The organism is Acinetobacter lwoffii (assembly GCF_049367455.1).
Taxonomy (GTDB): Bacteria; Pseudomonadota; Gammaproteobacteria; order Pseudomonadales; family Moraxellaceae; genus Acinetobacter; species Acinetobacter lwoffii_W.
The window spans coordinates 2,422,354-2,438,718 of the sequence record NZ_JBMPXW010000001.1; the positions used below are offsets into that span (position 1 = coordinate 2,422,354).

Here is a 16,365-nt window from a genome sequence, read left to right on the forward strand (position 1 = left end):
TCATGAAAAATTATAAAAAAGGACTGCTTGCGGCCATGATTTTATCTGCCATGAGTTTAATGGCAGCCGAAGATAAAACGATATATGTAACTACTTTTGCTGATGAAGATGGCGAGAATAATAATGCCTGTTCTTTGCGAGAAGCCATTAAAACTGCAAAACTGGATAAATCCTATGGCGGCTGTAAGGTAGGCCGTACGCTTCGACTGGATGGCTCAGCACCAGATGTCATCCAGCTTGAAGCAGGCGAATACAAACTGGATGGAGAGTTGATCGTAGAATCTGCACTCAAAATTTATGGAAAAACACCACTTAGTTATACCAGTCGTAGTCCGATTACGAATTTATATCCAACCCGAGAAGCTTTAAAAACCACGATTTCGGGTCAGGGGAAAACCCGTATTTTTAACAGTATTGCCAGTCAATCCAGTCTAGACATTCATCATCTGATCTTAAAGGATGGTTATGCAGCAACAAACAGTCTGGATAAAGGCAATGGTGGTACTTTCTATATAGCAGGACCTTTAAGTATTAATACCAGTGAAATAGTCAATTCCAGAGCCGATGCAGAAGGTGGGGCTATTTATAGTGTGGCAATGAATACGGAAAGGAATATTATCATTCAGGATTCTTTGATTCACCAGAATCAGGCGAGTTCGTATGGTAGCGTTCTGGCGATGGACTGTCTGGGAAATTTAGGTACGACTCAAACCAATGTGAAAATTAATTCTAGTAGTATTGTTAAAAACGGTTCTGGCGTGACTAACAGTATTATGGATTTTTGTGGCTATGCTACAGTAGAAATTATTAATTCAACCATTGCGAAGAATACTGCAAGTTCCACGGGACATATTGTACGCATGACGAATCAAGCGAATCGTCCACTCAGTACATTCTCTAGCTTAACGGCATTGAGTAATACTATTGTTGAAAATACAGCTCAATCCACCTTATTTTATGACAATACTGGTTATAAGTATTTAAATTTTAACATCTTAGCCTTTAATCAGGGGTTATCTTGTGAATATGCCTTAAATGATGGAAATCCGACTACGGAACAACGTGTTGAATTCTCTACAAATCGAAATGCAATTGCAAATACTGGACCTTCGCGTTGTGTGTTGCCGGCATTAAAAGAGGATGTCACGTCAACTAATCTGGATGTTTCTAACAGTGCGATCAGCAGTTTGTTAACACATTATCTTGAACCTGCTATTGATAACCGTTTTCTAGGCATGTATTACCCACGAGATAATCAGACGACAACAGATTTAGTCGATATCGGAGTGAGTGGCTGTATTGAACAAGACCAGCGTGGTATTGATCGTGTGATTGGATCCACATTAACATTTGATCCAAGTGCAAAAAATACTTGCGAGATCGGCTCAGTTGAAATCCGACGTTTGACTGCAGCAGATATTACGGATCTGAACAATAACAACTTGGTGGGGTTAAATGCTTTTTATCAAGAAAATATAGATGATATTGAAAGAATTATTGCGGATAAAAATACCCCGGTAGATGAGCTGCCTGGCTTAAAGGAAGAATTAAAAGAATACGAAGATCTGCTGAAATATACCAAGCAATATCAGCAATACCGTGCAATTTATATTAATCCCTTTGTCTTAGCCATGCCTCAAGAAACACTGTCCGGAAATACAGTTCAAACTAAAGTATTTAACTCAAAAAATTATGACGTAAGTGTAAAAACTTTGGGTGTTGGTAAGTTAATTGGTACAGGTAATTCAACCAGTGTAGAGGGAAACCCAAATGATCCAAATCTTAAATGTGAGTGGAAACCTGATTTAAACCGGATCATGATGTATCGCACAGATGGTAAAGAAACCAGCCTCATTGATATGGAGTTCTGTACTTATACGCTGAAAGACAAGGCGACAGGTGCGAGCAGTTTAGGACTCTTGAGAGCGGCTTTTAAAAACATTGCACCTATCGCAAAAGATGATGAATACCGGATTAGTCCAGAGAATAATCTTACCGTGAATGTAAATCCGCTCGAAAATGATAGCGATGACGGGGATGGGCCGCTGCCATCCGGTAAATCAGTTTTTTATCAGGACAAAGATGGAAAAGAGATTCCGATTCGTATTGTTAAGCTTCCTGCGGGAGTTTCGCTGAAGGCAGAGCGACAAGGAGCTTGTCCTGATACTTATGAACGAGAAACCTGTTATGGTGGGCAGCTGACATTTAGTGTGAAGAATAATCTAAGCCAAGCCGATTACAGCATGGAGTATACAATTTTTGATGCTGATGAAAAAATGTCAGAAACAGCAGTAATCTTGTTGCGTAATACAGTTAAAAATACGAATACTTCCTCAAGTGGTGGAGGGGGAGTTGGTATTTGGGGACTTCTGGGATTATTAGGACTTGCAGGTTATCGCCGCTTAAGAAAATAAAATATGATAAATATAAAAAGCCTCCATATGGAGGCTTTTTATATTAAGTGTTTAATGCGAGTTAGGCTGTTGAGTCACTTGCTGATATTTGAGAATGTATTCTTCGCGAATGGCAAGGCGTTGCTCAGGAGATGCTTTTTGCATACGTGCGCCCAGTTCTTTGCGTTCCTGACTGCTCATCATTTGCCAAGTCTCACGCATTCTCTGTTTTTCCGCATCAGGGAGTTGGGTAAACCAGTCCATACGCTGCTGTAAGCTGACACTTTGTTGTTCGGGAATTTCTTTTAGAGATTGGTAGCGTTTAATCAGTGCCAATTGTTCAGAATCAGAGAGACTATCCCAAGTATCAGTTACTTGGGTATTCGCATCCTTGGAAAATAGCCAGAAACGTTCAAATCCTGCAAAGCTGGTTTGCAGAAAACTGAACGCACAAAAAGCAATCACCAATTTTTTAGCTGCCATGTGGAACTTTGTCCTCACCTAAAACCATTAACATTTCTAAATCTTCAAGCATTTGCGGAGACAGTTTTGGGACTGACACCATTTGAGTTTGCGGCTCGTTATGGTCCGAAAGATTCGGTAATACCACAACGCCTGCAATCGCAGCTGCCAAAGCAAAGCCAGACATTTTTAGAAATGCAAAGCGTGAATGTTTTGAATCCTGAATTTCTTCAAGAACATGGTGCATGACAACAGGTTTGTCTTTATGTTGTTGTGCCAGTCCATCAAGTTTGGAAGTTACTTGTTTTAAGAAATCATCTTGATTCATTCGGATGACCCTCCCAGATATGGATTTAAATGTGCTAAGGAGGCGCGTAAACCTTGGATAGCACGGTGATAATGGGTTTTTACACTGCCTTCTGTGCAGTTCATAATTTGTGCGGTGGTATGCGTATCAAATCCTTCCCAGGCTCTGAGCATAAATGCCTGCTGCTGACGCACAGGCAATTTTGCAATCGCTTCCTGGATTTCTTCAGCAGTAACTGCCTGATCGAGAAAGTCCAGAGGCGTTGGTGTTGATTCATCGACGACATCATCGAATTCAATTTCGTCGTCATCGAGACTGACTTTTTTGAAAAATGAGAATATTTGACCACGCCGTGACTCTTTACGGCGCCAGTCCTGTAACTTGTTGTTGAGAATGGTATAAAATAGGGGATACCATTCTTCAGTGCTTTTTTCTGCATAGGATTTGTGTAAGGAAATGAAAGCTTCCTGAACCAGATCCATGGCAATACCATGATGACCTTGAGTTGCACTTTCCATCATCACCAAAGCACGCCCAGTCACATCCTGCATGAAATTCTTCAGACGTGCTTCAGCCGTACTCTTCAGAATACTTACATCATGTGTTTGCAGCTGTTTTGGTGCTAAATCCATAGAGATGGAAAATCCTGTCATTGGACACCCACCATTATTCCCAAGTTCATAATCATATAACGTTGGGAATTCTGGTTTGGTTGACAATTAAGTTTATTATTTTTGTAGTTTAATCTATTTTATACACGGGCAGGGTCGTATTAAAACACTGTAACCTAAATCCCTAATTAGATACGTTGACGTACCATTTCAAAGAAACAGATCGAACCTGCAATTGCGACATTCAGTGATTCCTGACCACCGGGTTGCGGAATGCTCACTGCTTCAGCATGTTGCATCGCATAATCAGATACGCCTTGACCTTCATTGCCCAGAATCCATACGCAAGGTTTACGTAAGTCTTTTGAATACAGGCTTTCAGCGCGATGTGAGCTAGTCACATAGACAGGGATTTGAAATTGCTCAAGAATTTGTTCAAGCGCAATATTTTCAAAGGTTTGCAGTGTGAAATGTGCACCCATACCGGCACGTAATACGCGTGGAGACCAGAGCGATGCAGAACCTTTGGTACACACAATCTGTTCAATACCGGCAGCAGCAGCAGAGCGAAGCAGGGTGCCTACATTACCCGGATCCTGTACATTTTCCAGAATCAAAGTGTCTGCTTTAAAATCCAATGCATAATTTGCTGTCGGTAGAGTGACCACAGCTAAACAGGCTAAAGATGTTCCTAAAGTGCTTAAATCTTTGTATAAAGACTCGCTTAGAACAAAGACCATACCGGTGTATTTTGCGAGAATTTTCTCGAAATCAGGATGTGAAAGTGCATGTTCAGTGGTGAAAATAGAATCAATCTTACGGTTTTCATGGAGCCAGGCGAGAGATAGATGCGTGCCTTCTAAAACCGTTTGACCCTGTTTTTTACGATAGGTATTTTGTTCAATTAAACCACGTAAGTGTTTAATCTTTGGATTGTCTTTTGAATCAAGAAAAAAAGTTGGCATGGGAGATATAATCCACGGCAGCCGATTCAATATCGACTGCCGCTATAAAAATTAGTTGTGGTAGCTGGTCACAAGATCAACTTCGTTTTTAGAACCAATGATCACTGGTACACGTTGATGTAGATCTGTCGGTTCGATCTCAAGAATACGCACGCGACCTGTAGTCGATGCACCGCCAGCCTGTTCCATGAGCATGCTCATTGGGTTGGCTTCGTACATTAAACGTAGACGGCCAGCTTTAGCCGGATCTTTAAGGTCGTATGGATACATGAAGATACCGCTACGGCAAAGAATACGGTGAATGTCGCCCACCATACAGGCAACCCAGCGCATATTGAAGTCTTTTTCACGAGGGCCAGTCTTGCCAGCTAACAATTCATCGATATAACGCTGTACTGGTGCTTCCCAATGACGTTGATTTGACGCATTGATTGCATATTCTTTGGTATCTGCAGCAACCTGAATGGCTTCAGAAGTCAGTAGGAATTCTTGAGTTTCAGGATCATAGGTAAAGAACACCACGCCTGCACCGACCGTCAATGCCAGCATAGTCGATGGGCCATAAAGCACATAACCTGCAGCTACCTGATGAACACCGGCTTGCATAAAGTCTTCTGCCTGAGTCACAGCATTCTTCGCAGGAAGAATCGAGAAAATAGTACCAACACACATATTGATGTCGATATTGCTTGAGCCGTCTAATGGATCGAACAATACCAGAAATTGACCATTTTCTTGTGCAGGGGTGAATTCATCTAGTTCTTCTGAGGCCAAACCACCCACATTTGGATGTTGCTGCAAGGCATCAATCAAATAGTCATTAGAAATGACATCCAGTTTCTTTTGCTCTTCGCCTTGAACGTTTTCATGCTGTGCACTTCCCAATACACCCGCTAAAGCACCTTTTTGCAGTAATTGATCAATATCTTTGCAAGTGTTTGCAATTGTTTCAATAACTTGTGCAAGTTCAGGTGTGAGATTCCCGCTTTGTTGTTGTAAAAACTGGGATAAAGTGCGGTATGACATAGGGGAAACTCCAAAACTTAAATCGGGAAAAAATGATCAAAACGATATGCGGCTATATTTTAGATGAGAACGTACTAAAAGAAAAATTAAACTGGATTATTTGTATCGATTTTGCCCTTGCAACTCCTGCGGAAAGTGCTATGTTGAAGACAAAGGAAAATTGAGAATAGGAGCACAGATATGACAACATTGAAGTTTGATGCGACTCCAACGCCAAGCGAAGGCATTACTTTAGAGGATATCTCTGAAGACAAGATGAAAGAAGCCTGGCGGGATTATGAAGCAAAACCAGAGTACAAACAATTCAATAAACATGATCTGATCGAATCGATGCATCCGGCTGAACAAGATCAGCTTCCAAAGTAGACCGATTCTTTCATTGTAGCCAATAAAAAGCACTCATGATTGAGTGCTTTTTATTTGATGAAACCATCATGAATGAAAATTATTTCAACAATGGTGGTACCGCTTCATAATTAATTTCTACACGGCGGTTTTCTTTCCAGGCATTTTCGTCATGGCCCGCATTGATTGGCATTTCCTTACCATAGCTGACTGCTTCCAATTGACCAGGATTCACACCAGTCGTCACCAGGAAACTTTCTACTGCTTTGGCACGACGCTCGCCAAGTGCCATGTTGTATTCACGGGTACCGCGTTCATCGGTATGGCCAGTGAGTGCTACACGTGAATTGGCATTGGCCATCAGGAACTGCGCATGGGCTTGCAGCGTATTTAGATCTTCATTGCTGAGCTCAGTACTGTCATAGTAAAAATGCACCACGCGTTTTGCTAAGAATGCTTTATTTTCTGCAGTAACGCCTTTTGCAGAAGCGCCTGCCATGTTTTGTGCATTCAGTGCTGCATCTTCACTCAGACCTTGAGTATTCACAGTTGTTGTACCGGTCGTATCTAAACCGCCCGTTTGAACTTCAGCGGCAGGCTTACGGCTCGCACAACCTGTCATGACAACAGCTGCTGCTAAAAGTGGCAAGGCAAATAATTTTACTTTGTTCATCTTCATCTCCATGAAGTTTGATTATGGGGTAAAGGGTTTATCAATATAAAAATCTTATTTTGGCGCCCAAGCCGGTTCACGGACTTCACCCGTTTCACTTGGTAAATTCATACGGAAGCGGCCATCCAGCGACATGATCGACAAGAGTCCGCGTGCACCTTCACGGGTGGCATAGACCACCATCTGGCCATTTGGTGAGAAGCTCGGCGATTCGTCCAGCGTCGTTGGCGTCAGAATATTGTTCACACCGGAGGTCATGTCCTGAACCGCAACTCGATAGTTACTGCCGCTTGGACGATGAACTAATGCAAGTTTTTTACCATCTGTGCTCAGCGTGCCGCGCGCGTTGAATGCACCACGGAAGGTCAGGCGTTTATTGCTACTTGATTCAAGATCATGGCGGTAAATTTGCGGAGAACCACCACGGTCAGAAGTGAAAATAAAAGATTTTCCATCTGGCGAATAACGTGCTTCAGTATCAATGGCACTGTCATTGGTCATACGTTGTAGCTTACGCGTTTCCAGATTCATCTGGTAGATTTCCGGATTGCCGTGCATAGAAGCAGTAAACAGCATGCTCTTGCCATCTGGAGAGAAACTCGGCGCGCCATTCAAGCCGCGGAAGCTGGCCAGTTTTTCACGCTGTCCGGTCGCCAGATCCTGTACATAAATCGCCGGGCGTTTGGTTTCAAAGGACACATAAGCGATTTTTTTGGCATCTGGTGTCCATGCCGGAGAAAGGATCGGATCACGCGAGGTCAAAATAGTCTTTGGCTGTTCGCCATCGGTGTCGGCAATCTGCAAGGTATAGCGTTGTTCCGGCGTAGCAGGATTACGCAGCACATAGGCAATACGTCCGCTAAAATCACCAGGAATGCCGGTCAATGCCTGATAGATGGCATCACTGATCATATGCGCTGCCTGACGGGTGCGTGAGGCTGGAACAGTCAGCAATTCATTTAATAGATATTGTTTTTTTTCGACATCATAGAGCTGATACTGGATTTCAAAAGAACCATCGGCTGTGGTCTTGGATGAACCGGTGACCACATAGGGAACACCAGCCGATGCCCAAGCTTCTGCATTCGGATTATTCAATGTCGCTGTTGCAGGCAGATTTTTTGAAGCACTGGTAAAGCGGCCAGAACGATTCAGATCATTTTCCACAATAGGATAAATGCTCTGATCCTGACTGAAAGGTACAACGGCAATTTTAGGTGCTGCCTCAGGTGCCTTGGTAATTTCCAGATGCAATTGGGCATAGGACTGGGTTGCCAATACAGGGCTTAAAGCGCTAATGATTGCGAGGCAGAGTAGATGTTTGCGAGTCTTTTCCATCATTCGTTATTTACTCAAATCAACGGATTTATTGTATAGGTGCTTGGCCTACATCATCGCATGGATTTAATAGAATAAAACCATGAATTTATGACCAAACTGTTATGACACTGTGAAAAGTGAATATTATTTAATCAATTTAAAGTGAAGTTTAGCTTAAAAAATAAAAGCCATCACAACATTATTTATGTGATGGCTCCGTTTTTATTGCGCAGTAAAGGTTGAAGTAAAGCTTCGTGCTTCACGGCGTGCATCTGGATCGGAAGGCATTGGATAAGGTGCAGCAGCACGAACTGCAGCTTCTACACTGGCTTTCATATCGGGATCACTTGCACTTACCACTACAGAAATGACAGAACCACTATCACTTAGCGTGACGCGAGCGTTGGCAGTTTTACCAGATGAACCCACTGGTGTATTCCAAGCCTGTTTAACTTTATTGGTAAAATCGCGCTTCGCAGTAGAGGCAATCCGTTTAGATTCCGCTTTTTTCTGTGCAGCTTCTTCAGCAGCCTGTTTCGCGGCTGAAGCTTTGGCATCTGCATCAGCTCTGGCTTTTGCTTCGGCATCTGCTTTGCGCTTGGCGTCTGCATCCGCTTTGGCCTTAGCGTCGGCATCTGCCTTGCGTTTGGCATCAGCGTCGGCTTTAGCTTTAGCATCCGCTTTGGCTTTCGCATCAGCATCCGCTTTGCGTTTCGCCGCTGCATCATTTTTAGCCTTAGCTGCCGCGTCTGCTTTGGCTTTAGCCGCTGCATCGGCTTTAGCTTTCGCATCAGCATCTGCTTTACGTTTCGCCGCTGCATCATTATTGGCTTTTGCTGCCGCATCTGCCTTTGCTTTAGCAGCAGCTTCAGCCTTACGTTTGGCATCAGCCTCTGCTTTGGCTTTTGTTGCAGCATCCGCTTTTTGCTTGGCAGCTAGGTCTGCTTTTTTCTGTGCTTCCAGTTTGGCTTTTTGTGCAGCATCGGCTTTGCGCTGTGCATTCAGTTCAGCTTGGCGTGCAGCTTCGGCTTCGGCCTTGGATTTTTGTGCTGCATCCGCTTTGGCTTTGGCCGCTGCTTGTTTCGCCTGTTCAGCGGCTTCGGCACGTTTCGCTGCTTCATCTGCTTGCTGCGCAGCCTTGGCTTGGGCTGCCTCTGCCGCTTTCAGTTCCTGCTGGACTTTTTGTGTATCTGCTTTTGGCGCAGGTGGAGTCACAGGTACAGCAGGGGCTGCTGTCGGAATGACAGGAGCAGGTTCTATACTGGGTTCTGCCGTTTGAGTGATTTCTTCTGCGACATTTTCATGTGCAGCTTCCTCAAATTCGGTTTCTTCGCGAGTCACCGGTTTGAGGTCCTCCGGCTTGATCAGGACAGTTTTGATCTGTTTCGGCGGTTCAGGTGGTTTACTCATGCCCAGATAAAGTAAGCCCACCAAAGCCACTGCATGGATACCTAAGGTGAATCCAAGTGCGATGGCTTTTTTCTTAAATGGTGGCTTTTTATAGTCTTTCATACTTTATTCTAATGGCTTGGTCAGTAAACCGACTTGAGAAAGGCCAGCATCCTGCAGGCTGGACATCAAGGCCATGACATCGCCATAAGGACGGGTATTATGGCCATTGATCACGACATTGAGCACCTTGTTGTCATTTTGCGCCTGGGTTTGGGCATCAACCAGAGTACGCGTCAATTCTTCCAGTGTGACTGGGCCAGTCGCCTGATTTTTATATTCTAGATAATATGAACCATCTTCTTTGAGTGTGACAATGGTCGGGGTATCCTTGGAATCGATCGGCAAACCGTTGGCCTGAGGCAAGTCAACCTTGATGCCACTGGTAATCATCGGGGCAGTGACCATAAAGATCACCAGCAGTACCAGCATGACATCGATATACGGCACCACATTCATGTCACTTTTCAGTGGCTTTTTAATACGCTGAAAGCGTCCTGAACCTTGAATCGCCATTAGTCTTTGTCCTGAGTTACGCCCACAGACTGACGTTGCAATAGCGCCACCATTTCTTCGGCAAACAGCGCACGGTCAGAATAGACTGTTTCACCTTTGGCCGTAAAATGGTTGAAAGCCAATACTGCTGGAATGGCTGCGAACAGACCAATCGCCGTTGCAATTAGTGCTTCTGCAATACCGGGTGCGACCGTCGCCAGTGTCACCTGATCAACATCTGCCAGACCAATAAAGGCATTCATAATGCCCCAGACCGTACCAAACAGACCGACATAAGGCGCAACCGAGCCAATACTTGCTAATGCACCCAGACCTTGTTCCAGATGACCTTGATCACGGCTTAAACCGACACGCAGAATACGCTCAGTTCCTTCAATCGACTGGGCAGTTGGCGCATGGCGTTTTTTTAATTTCAGGAACTCGCCCAGACCCTGATAGAAAATATCTTCAAGGCCGGTACGTTTAGAATTGAGTTGTGCATTGTTATACAGAGTATTCAGCTCAGCGCCAGACCAGAAGATTTTCTGGAAATGTTCATCATCGGCCTGGGCTTTTTTATAACTCATATAGAGCTTGGCAATCAGATACCAGCTATATATTGAGGCTAACAGGAGAGAAAGCATCACCAGTTGTACGACAGGGCTTGCTTGTAAAATAAGATCTGAAACTTGAAGAGATGATTCTAACTGAGTCGCCATAGTTGTTACGTGTGCCAATAAATTTTTTTAGTCTTGTTCCAATTCTTTTTGAATTAGTTCGCGGATTTCATCCGGGAGTCGACGTGGTCGCATCTCTGCACTGATACATGCCAACTCAACCTCACCTGATGCAAGCATGATTTCACCACGATAAATATTTTGTTGCAATACAAATGATGAAGCTTTACATGAAATGACACGTGCCGTAACAGTAATTAAATCATCCATCAGGATCGGGCGCATATATTTGACATTAATTTTATGCACCACAAAATTGTAGTCTGTCTGATGCCAGTAATGGCTCACTCCAGCGGCACGTAACCATTCGGTACGGGTACGTTCCATATAGCGAATATGATTGGCGTGATAGACAATGCCACCCGCATCAGTATCTTCAATATAAACGCGGATATTGAATTCAAAGTGATTCGCCATAGTTTTGTTCCATGCAGATTTTCGAAATTTTTGCTTGTTTTTAGATGCAGGAGAGGGATTAGAATTTGCCGGATTCCTGCCAAAAGTCAAGCAATTTAGCGGTTCAAAGTTTAGCATTGTGAGTTTTGAGACCAATGGCACAAGGTGTCAAATCTGGAGAGAAGTCGCCAAGATGAAGTGCTGAGCGCTTAACAGCTCATTTATAAAACAGCAGCAGATACTAAAATGCGCGAGTCCATGGAGCCGCGCATTTTTTGTAGCAGAGGATTAGCCTTTATTTTTCTGTTTCCAGTTGGCCTGAACCTGCTCAGCCACTTTTGGATAGTCCAGAATAAAACGGACATGGCTTTCAACACCGGTTTTCAGGGTCGCATCATCAACAATGAAATTCGGGTTATGGTTCGGTGCGGGTTTTGCCGGATCCTGATCTGCTGGTGTGGCACCGACAAAAACGAAGAGCGATGGCATGAGCTGGCCATAGTAAGCAAAGTCTTCGCTGGCGCTGGCATTGCTATCTAAAACATGCAATTTCTCTTTACCATGCACGCTCGCCAAGGTTGGGCGCATTAATTCAGTCAAGGTTTTATCATTGGTGGTTACCGGGGCATAAGGTGCAATTTCGACTTTTACTTTGACATCATTGGCTGCGGCATTGTGTTCCAGCATTTTTGGCAAGTCTTTTAAAATGCCCTGACGTACATCTTCACTATTGGAACGGATGGTGCCGACCATATTGACCTGATCTGGAATGACGTTACCGGTGGTGCCGCCCTGAATGCTGCCGATACTCACCACCCCCATCCCTTTGGTCAGGTCAGCTTTACGGCTGATCAGGCTTTGCAAATTGGTCACCATCTGGGCAGAGGCATAAATCGGATCTTTACCAGCCCAAGGCATGGAACCATGCACCTGACTACCATTCACTTGAATACGTAGATGATCGGCACTATTCAAAATTGCACCATCTTTATAGAAAATATTGCCACTCGGCATGCCTGCCATGACATGCATCCCGAAAATCACTTCAGGTTTTGGATTTTTTAAGGCACCGTCGGCAATCATTTTACGTGAGCCAATCTGATCGCCATGAGTGAAGTTATCGATATCTGCACCGCCTTCTTCGGCCGGCTGGAATACGAATACCACTGTCCCCGCAATTTTATCTTTATTGGCGGCCAGAACTTTGGCTGCACCCAGGAGCATGGCAGTATGTGCGTCATGACCACAGGCATGCATCACATAAGATTCTTTGCCTTGATAAATGGCCTTTTGTTTACTGGCAAAAGACACCGGTGCAGTTTCTTTAATTGGTAGTGCATCCATATCTGCGCGTAAGGCCATCACAGGACCGGGTTTTGCACCTTTTAATACACCGATTACACCGGTTTTGGCATAGCCTTTACGTACTTCAATGCCGTAGGATTTTAATTCTTTCTGGACCAGCTCCGAGGTTTTGAATTCCATGTTGCCCAGTTCAGGATGCTGGTGGATATGCTGGCGTAATTTGATGGTGTGTGCTTCAGCAGCTTGTACAGAATCATCAATCCAGTCAGCCAGGCTGAATTGGCTGCAGAAAAGAAGAGGGAGACAAAGGGATATCTGCTTATACATATTCATACTTCGGGAGAACCTTAAGAATTTGAAATGGTTAAAGTGATTCTTTAGGATGGCATACTGATCTAAATTCAACCAAAACTCTCTAAGTATTTTTTAATACTTTAAAGGTATTGTTGGTGTTAATATCTGTTCTAAAAGAGCTTTATTACCTCTTTTACTTTGTAAAAATATGTATCTATATTAATTTTTTATATTTATAAGGTATGAGATTTATAAAAATAACCACCTGAAAAATGATGAAGAAAAAGAAAAAAATGATTCCATTTATATCTATAGCCTGGATGAAATGAAGATTTTTTTAAACCTCTTAAAATAATTTTGGCACTTAGATTGCATTCACTCTTCCGTAATATTTTTTATGATGGAAATTGAACACATGTTAAAACCTTTGGCTTTATCTCTGGCAGTGGCTTCAAGCTTAAGTTTTATTTCGACAAGCATATGGGCTGAAGACTTTAAGATACTGAAACAGCTGGAAAATAAACCGACATTACTCAAAAGTGGTGAATATAAAGGTCATTATTATGTGCCGAGTACCTTGAATACGATTACGTGGGGTTATCTGCCAAATAAAGATGCAAAACCTGTTTTAACTGTCCCTTCAGGTAGCACAGTTACTTTCGATACAGTTTCACATGAAGGGCTGCTAGAAGATCAGGGCCGTAATGCAGAGAAATATTTCACATCAAAAGGTGTCAAGCCTGAGCATGTATTGGATGAAGCCAAGCTGATCACGAATTCCAAATTAAAACATGATTTCTATAAAGATGGACCACACATTATTACCGGGCCTGTCTATGTAGAAGGGGCAATGCCGGGCGATATTCTAAAGGTGGAGATTCTAAAAGTTGAACCGCGTGTGCCTTATGGTGTGATTTCAAACCGTCATGGCAAAGGGACCTTACCCGAATTCCCGAAACGTCAGAAACATGAGCATGCATCTCCAGCCAATCCTGAGGCTTATGGCAACGTGTCCATTTTTACCCCAATTGAGAAAAATGCGTATGGTGTATGGGAAGGCGTTTTAAAAACTGAATCTAGTAAAGCAATTCGTTTCCCGCTGAATCCGTTTATGGGCACGATGGGTGTTGCACCAAATACCAGTGAGCCTGTGCACTCTGTGCCACCATCATTTTATGGCGGGAATATTGACATCAATGAATTAGGAGCGGGGGCAACAGCTTATTATCCTGTACAAGTGCCAGGTGCTTTATTCTATACAGGCGATAGTCACTTTGTACAAGGCGATGGCGAGGTGGCTTTAACTGCCTTGGAAGGATCAGCACGTGCGACTTTAAAATTCACTTTGCTTAAATCAGGAAAAGATAAAATTCCGGGTGCAGACATTAAACAGCCACTGGCTGAAAATGCTGAATTCTGGATCACTCCAGGTTTAGATGAAGACTTAGATGAAGCCATGCGTAAATCCACCCGTGAAGCGATCCGTTTTCTGGTCAATGAATATGGCATTTCTGAAGAAATTGCCTATGCCTACTTAAGTGCTGCCACTGACTTTGAAGTGTCTCAAGTGGTGGATAAGACCAAAGGTATTCATGCCATGATTCGTAAAGCGGACTTTAAAGAGTTTAAGAAAGACGCGAAATAATTTTTGAATAAAACTTAGAAAAATAGGTTTGTGCTTTTGCCAACTGATTTAGACATGGTCAGTTGGCTTTTTCTTTTGTAAGCGGCTTAAACTGTTTAGAATATAAGAAATAAATAATCAAATTAAAATATGTGGGGAAACGTGCAAGAACAACAAACTCAAACTATGGTTTTACAGCAGCCTAAAGATCAGAAAGTGTATTTAGATGTGCAACATTCGACAGATTGGGTTGTTGCAGCTTCAGTTTGTGTATCGGGTTTAATCAGTCTGTTTGGTTTTATAGTGACGGTTTATGTGGTGAGAAAATCTACAGAAAGTCAAATTAAATCTAATTGGGAGTTAATAGAAAGCCAAAGAGATCATTTAGAAAAAGATTTAGCATTTAAAAACAAACAACTTATAACTCAAAACTTTATTCAATATGCTTCAAGATTCATTAGTGGACAAGCTAATCTTATTATAAAACTCAGAGATTTCGGGATATTTTACGGAGCTATTAGTAAAAAGGAAAAATTGGATCGAACTACACATCTGGGACAGATATATCAAGAGTTAAGAGATATCTCAAATCAAGCTTTGCAAGATTACCATGTCTTAGAGCTATTTTTACTGAGTAAAGGTCGTTCCATTACGAACCTAGAAGTAAAAAATAGATTATTTTTTAACTTTTTGTGGAGATATTTGGAGCTTCTATTGGATGAACCTAGATCAGAATCATGGTTGAAAAATGAGAACATAACAATAATCGATCTGTTAGAACACATTGAATTTCAAAATATAGGAGTTGAGCTTAAAAAGATTATAGGCGAAGATAATATTACAATTTACTTGATATTAAATGAGCTAAATAAACAGATCAGCAAAATGATTAAAACTGAAATAAAAAAAGCAGCCTAAGCTGCTTTTCAAAATCACTTTTCTTTCGGCTCTGGTGGTGTCATCCCAAACTGCAAATATGCCATATTGGTGGCAATACGACCACGCGCAGTACGCATTACATAACCTTGCTGAATCAAGTAAGGCTCAATCACATCTTCCAGTGTGCCTGAATCTTCCGCCATGGCTGCTGCCAAAGCTTCAACACCGGCAGGACCGCCATCAAAACGCTCAAGCAGCATGGATAAATAACGGCGGTCGAGCGTATCTAAACCATCTTTATCGACTTTGAGCATATCCAAAGCCCGTTGTGCCATATCCTGATTGATTTCACCGGTACCTTTGACCTGAGCGTAATCACGGACACGACGCAATAAACGGTTAGCAATACGCGGTGTACCTCGTGAGCGACGGGCAATTTCTTTTGCGCCATCTCCCGTCATAGGTACATCCATCAAATTGGCTGAACGTTTGACAATATGGGTTAAATCTTCAACCGAATAAAACTCTAAACGTTGCACGATTCCGAAACGGTCACGCAGCGGAGAGGTGAGTAGACCTGCACGTGTGGTTGCTGCAACAAGCGTAAATGGCGGTAAATCCAGTTTAATCGAGCGCGCAGCCGGGCCTTCACCAATCATGATGTCGAGCTGATAATCTTCCATTGCCGGATACAGGATTTCTTCAATCACGGGTGAAAGACGGTGAATCTCGTCAATAAACAGGACATCACCTTCTTCCAGATTGGTTAGCATCGCGGCTAAGTCGCCGGCACGTTCCAGAACCGGACCAGAAGTTGACTTAAGATTGCCACCCATTTCTCGGGCAATAATATTGGCCAACGTTGTTTTACCCAGACCTGGCGGGCCAAAAATCAGGGTGTGATCAAGGGCTTCTTCACGGCCACGGGCTGCGCCAATGAAAATTTCCATCTGCTCACGAACCACCGGCTGACCGATGTAGTCATCGAGGGAAGTCGGGCGGATGGCACGATCAAAATGATCTTCGGGTTTTTCAGAACCACTGATGAGACGGTCTTGCATAACGTTTATATACCAATGTTTTG

The 16,365-nt window shown here is 43.1% G+C and carries 17 protein-coding genes; 4 read left to right on the top strand and 13 right to left on the bottom strand.

Going from position 1 to position 16,365, the window contains the following annotated elements:
• The first annotated feature begins 2 nt into the window (after positions 1–2).
• The gene (locus tag ACO1B7_RS11600) at positions 3–2,414 is read left to right on the top strand and encodes a CSLREA domain-containing protein (protein WP_129717047.1); all 2,412 of its coding nucleotides are present in this window, start codon (positions 3–5) and stop codon (positions 2,412–2,414) included.
• Between the two features lie 51 nt (positions 2,415–2,465).
• Here the strand turns inward: ACO1B7_RS11600 and ACO1B7_RS11605 are convergent, their stop codons facing one another.
• The 5 genes from ACO1B7_RS11605 to ACO1B7_RS11625 form a co-directional block, all read right to left on the bottom strand.
• Positions 2,466–2,876: a DUF3106 domain-containing protein gene (locus tag ACO1B7_RS11605; protein WP_129717049.1), complete on the bottom strand. Its 411-nt coding sequence runs from the start codon at positions 2,874–2,876 to the stop codon at positions 2,466–2,468.
• Positions 2,866–3,183 (bottom strand): hypothetical protein, encoded by a 318-nt coding sequence (locus tag ACO1B7_RS11610; RefSeq protein WP_004645680.1) that lies wholly within the window; start codon positions 3,181–3,183, stop codon positions 2,866–2,868. The genes ACO1B7_RS11605 and ACO1B7_RS11610 overlap by 11 nt, the downstream gene beginning before the upstream one ends.
• Entirely contained in the window at positions 3,180–3,794 is a 615-nt protein-coding gene (locus ACO1B7_RS11615; protein WP_129717051.1) for an RNA polymerase sigma factor, read from the bottom strand. The genes ACO1B7_RS11610 and ACO1B7_RS11615 overlap by 4 nt, the downstream gene beginning before the upstream one ends.
• Before the next feature lie 167 nt (positions 3,795–3,961).
• Positions 3,962–4,738 carry a TrmH family RNA methyltransferase gene (locus ACO1B7_RS11620; protein WP_004279118.1) on the bottom strand — a complete coding sequence of 259 codons (777 nt, stop codon included), beginning with the start codon at positions 4,736–4,738 and terminating at the stop codon, positions 3,962–3,964.
• 51 nt (positions 4,739–4,789) lie between these two features.
• Positions 4,790–5,764: a class 1 fructose-bisphosphatase gene (locus ACO1B7_RS11625; RefSeq protein WP_044112048.1), complete on the bottom strand. Its 975-nt coding sequence runs from the start codon at positions 5,762–5,764 to the stop codon at positions 4,790–4,792.
• Between the two features lie 180 nt (positions 5,765–5,944).
• On the opposite strand from ACO1B7_RS11625, the gene ACO1B7_RS11630 reads away from it, so the two are divergent.
• Positions 5,945–6,130, top strand: a complete 186-nt coding sequence (locus tag ACO1B7_RS11630; protein ID WP_129717053.1) for an NF038105 family protein — start codon at positions 5,945–5,947, stop codon at positions 6,128–6,130.
• 79 nt (positions 6,131–6,209) lie between these two features.
• Here ACO1B7_RS11630 and pal read toward each other — a convergent pair whose 3' ends face one another.
• From pal to ACO1B7_RS11665, 7 genes are all read right to left on the bottom strand, one after another.
• Entirely contained in the window at positions 6,210–6,782 is a 573-nt protein-coding gene (gene pal / locus ACO1B7_RS11635) for a peptidoglycan-associated lipoprotein Pal (protein ID WP_129717054.1), read from the bottom strand.
• Between the two features lie 54 nt (positions 6,783–6,836).
• A complete protein-coding gene (tolB, locus tag ACO1B7_RS11640) occupies positions 6,837–8,120 on the bottom strand; it encodes a Tol-Pal system beta propeller repeat protein TolB (RefSeq protein WP_423090321.1) in 1,284 nt (427 codons plus the stop codon).
• Positions 8,121–8,324: 204 nt separating this feature from the next.
• The gene (gene tolA / locus ACO1B7_RS11645) at positions 8,325–9,614 is read right to left on the bottom strand and encodes a cell envelope integrity protein TolA (protein ID WP_129717058.1); all 1,290 of its coding nucleotides are present in this window, start codon (positions 9,612–9,614) and stop codon (positions 8,325–8,327) included.
• A 3-nt stretch (positions 9,615–9,617) separates the two neighbouring features.
• Positions 9,618–10,067, bottom strand: coding sequence for a protein TolR (tolR, locus tag ACO1B7_RS11650; RefSeq protein ID WP_423090218.1), 450 nt, complete (start codon positions 10,065–10,067; stop codon positions 9,618–9,620).
• Positions 10,067–10,765 (bottom strand): protein TolQ, encoded by a 699-nt coding sequence (gene tolQ / locus ACO1B7_RS11655; protein WP_129717062.1) that lies wholly within the window; start codon positions 10,763–10,765, stop codon positions 10,067–10,069. Before tolQ ends, tolR begins: the two co-directional genes overlap by 1 nt.
• Positions 10,766–10,792: 27 nt before the next feature.
• Positions 10,793–11,200 carry a tol-pal system-associated acyl-CoA thioesterase gene (gene ybgC / locus ACO1B7_RS11660; protein ID WP_004645668.1) on the bottom strand — a complete coding sequence of 136 codons (408 nt, stop codon included), beginning with the start codon at positions 11,198–11,200 and terminating at the stop codon, positions 10,793–10,795.
• A 267-nt stretch (positions 11,201–11,467) separates the two neighbouring features.
• On the bottom strand, positions 11,468–12,811 hold the full coding sequence (locus ACO1B7_RS11665) for an amidohydrolase (protein ID WP_165353916.1): 1,344 nt from the start codon (positions 12,809–12,811) through the stop codon (positions 11,468–11,470).
• Between the two features lie 382 nt (positions 12,812–13,193).
• Between ACO1B7_RS11665 and ACO1B7_RS11670 the strand changes: the two genes are divergently transcribed.
• Positions 13,194–14,423 (top strand): acetamidase/formamidase family protein, encoded by a 1,230-nt coding sequence (locus tag ACO1B7_RS11670; protein ID WP_129717066.1) that lies wholly within the window; start codon positions 13,194–13,196, stop codon positions 14,421–14,423.
• A 141-nt stretch (positions 14,424–14,564) separates the two neighbouring features.
• Positions 14,565–15,320: a hypothetical protein gene (locus ACO1B7_RS11675; RefSeq protein ID WP_165353915.1), complete on the top strand. Its 756-nt coding sequence runs from the start codon at positions 14,565–14,567 to the stop codon at positions 15,318–15,320.
• Between the two features lie 14 nt (positions 15,321–15,334).
• On the opposite strand, the gene ruvB is transcribed toward ACO1B7_RS11675, so the two are convergent.
• Positions 15,335–16,342, bottom strand: coding sequence for a Holliday junction branch migration DNA helicase RuvB (gene ruvB, locus ACO1B7_RS11680; protein ID WP_004279105.1), 1,008 nt, complete (start codon positions 16,340–16,342; stop codon positions 15,335–15,337).
• Between the last annotated feature and the right edge of the window lie 23 nt (positions 16,343–16,365).

What these genes read in the sequence shown, in the direction of transcription:
- ACO1B7_RS11600 (WP_129717047.1), top strand. Translation starts at nt 3, where the DNA reads ATGAAAAATTATAAAAAAGGACTGCTTGCGGCCATGATTTTATCTGCC.
- ACO1B7_RS11605 (WP_129717049.1), bottom strand. Translation starts at nt 2,876, where the DNA reads ATGGCAGCTAAAAAATTGGTGATTGCTTTTTGTGCGTTCAGTTTTCTG.
- ACO1B7_RS11610 (WP_004645680.1), bottom strand. Translation starts at nt 3,183, where the DNA reads ATGAATCAAGATGATTTCTTAAAACAAGTAACTTCCAAACTTGATGGA.
- ACO1B7_RS11615 (WP_129717051.1), bottom strand. Translation starts at nt 3,794, where the DNA reads ATGGATTTAGCACCAAAACAGCTGCAAACACATGATGTAAGTATTCTG.
- ACO1B7_RS11620 (WP_004279118.1), bottom strand. Translation starts at nt 4,738, where the DNA reads ATGCCAACTTTTTTTCTTGATTCAAAAGACAATCCAAAGATTAAACAC.
- ACO1B7_RS11625 (WP_044112048.1), bottom strand. Translation starts at nt 5,764, where the DNA reads ATGTCATACCGCACTTTATCCCAGTTTTTACAACAACAAAGCGGGAAT.
- ACO1B7_RS11630 (WP_129717053.1), top strand. Translation starts at nt 5,945, where the DNA reads ATGACAACATTGAAGTTTGATGCGACTCCAACGCCAAGCGAAGGCATT.
- pal (WP_129717054.1), bottom strand. Translation starts at nt 6,782, where the DNA reads ATGAACAAAGTAAAATTATTTGCCTTGCCACTTTTAGCAGCAGCTGTT.
- tolB (WP_423090321.1), bottom strand. Translation starts at nt 8,120, where the DNA reads ATGGAAAAGACTCGCAAACATCTACTCTGCCTCGCAATCATTAGCGCT.
- tolA (WP_129717058.1), bottom strand. Translation starts at nt 9,614, where the DNA reads ATGAAAGACTATAAAAAGCCACCATTTAAGAAAAAAGCCATCGCACTT.
- tolR (WP_423090218.1), bottom strand. Translation starts at nt 10,067, where the DNA reads ATGGCGATTCAAGGTTCAGGACGCTTTCAGCGTATTAAAAAGCCACTG.
- tolQ (WP_129717062.1), bottom strand. Translation starts at nt 10,765, where the DNA reads ATGGCGACTCAGTTAGAATCATCTCTTCAAGTTTCAGATCTTATTTTA.
- ybgC (WP_004645668.1), bottom strand. Translation starts at nt 11,200, where the DNA reads ATGGCGAATCACTTTGAATTCAATATCCGCGTTTATATTGAAGATACT.
- ACO1B7_RS11665 (WP_165353916.1), bottom strand. Translation starts at nt 12,811, where the DNA reads ATGTATAAGCAGATATCCCTTTGTCTCCCTCTTCTTTTCTGCAGCCAA.
- ACO1B7_RS11670 (WP_129717066.1), top strand. Translation starts at nt 13,194, where the DNA reads ATGTTAAAACCTTTGGCTTTATCTCTGGCAGTGGCTTCAAGCTTAAGT.
- ruvB (WP_004279105.1), bottom strand. Translation starts at nt 16,342, where the DNA reads ATGCAAGACCGTCTCATCAGTGGTTCTGAAAAACCCGAAGATCATTTT.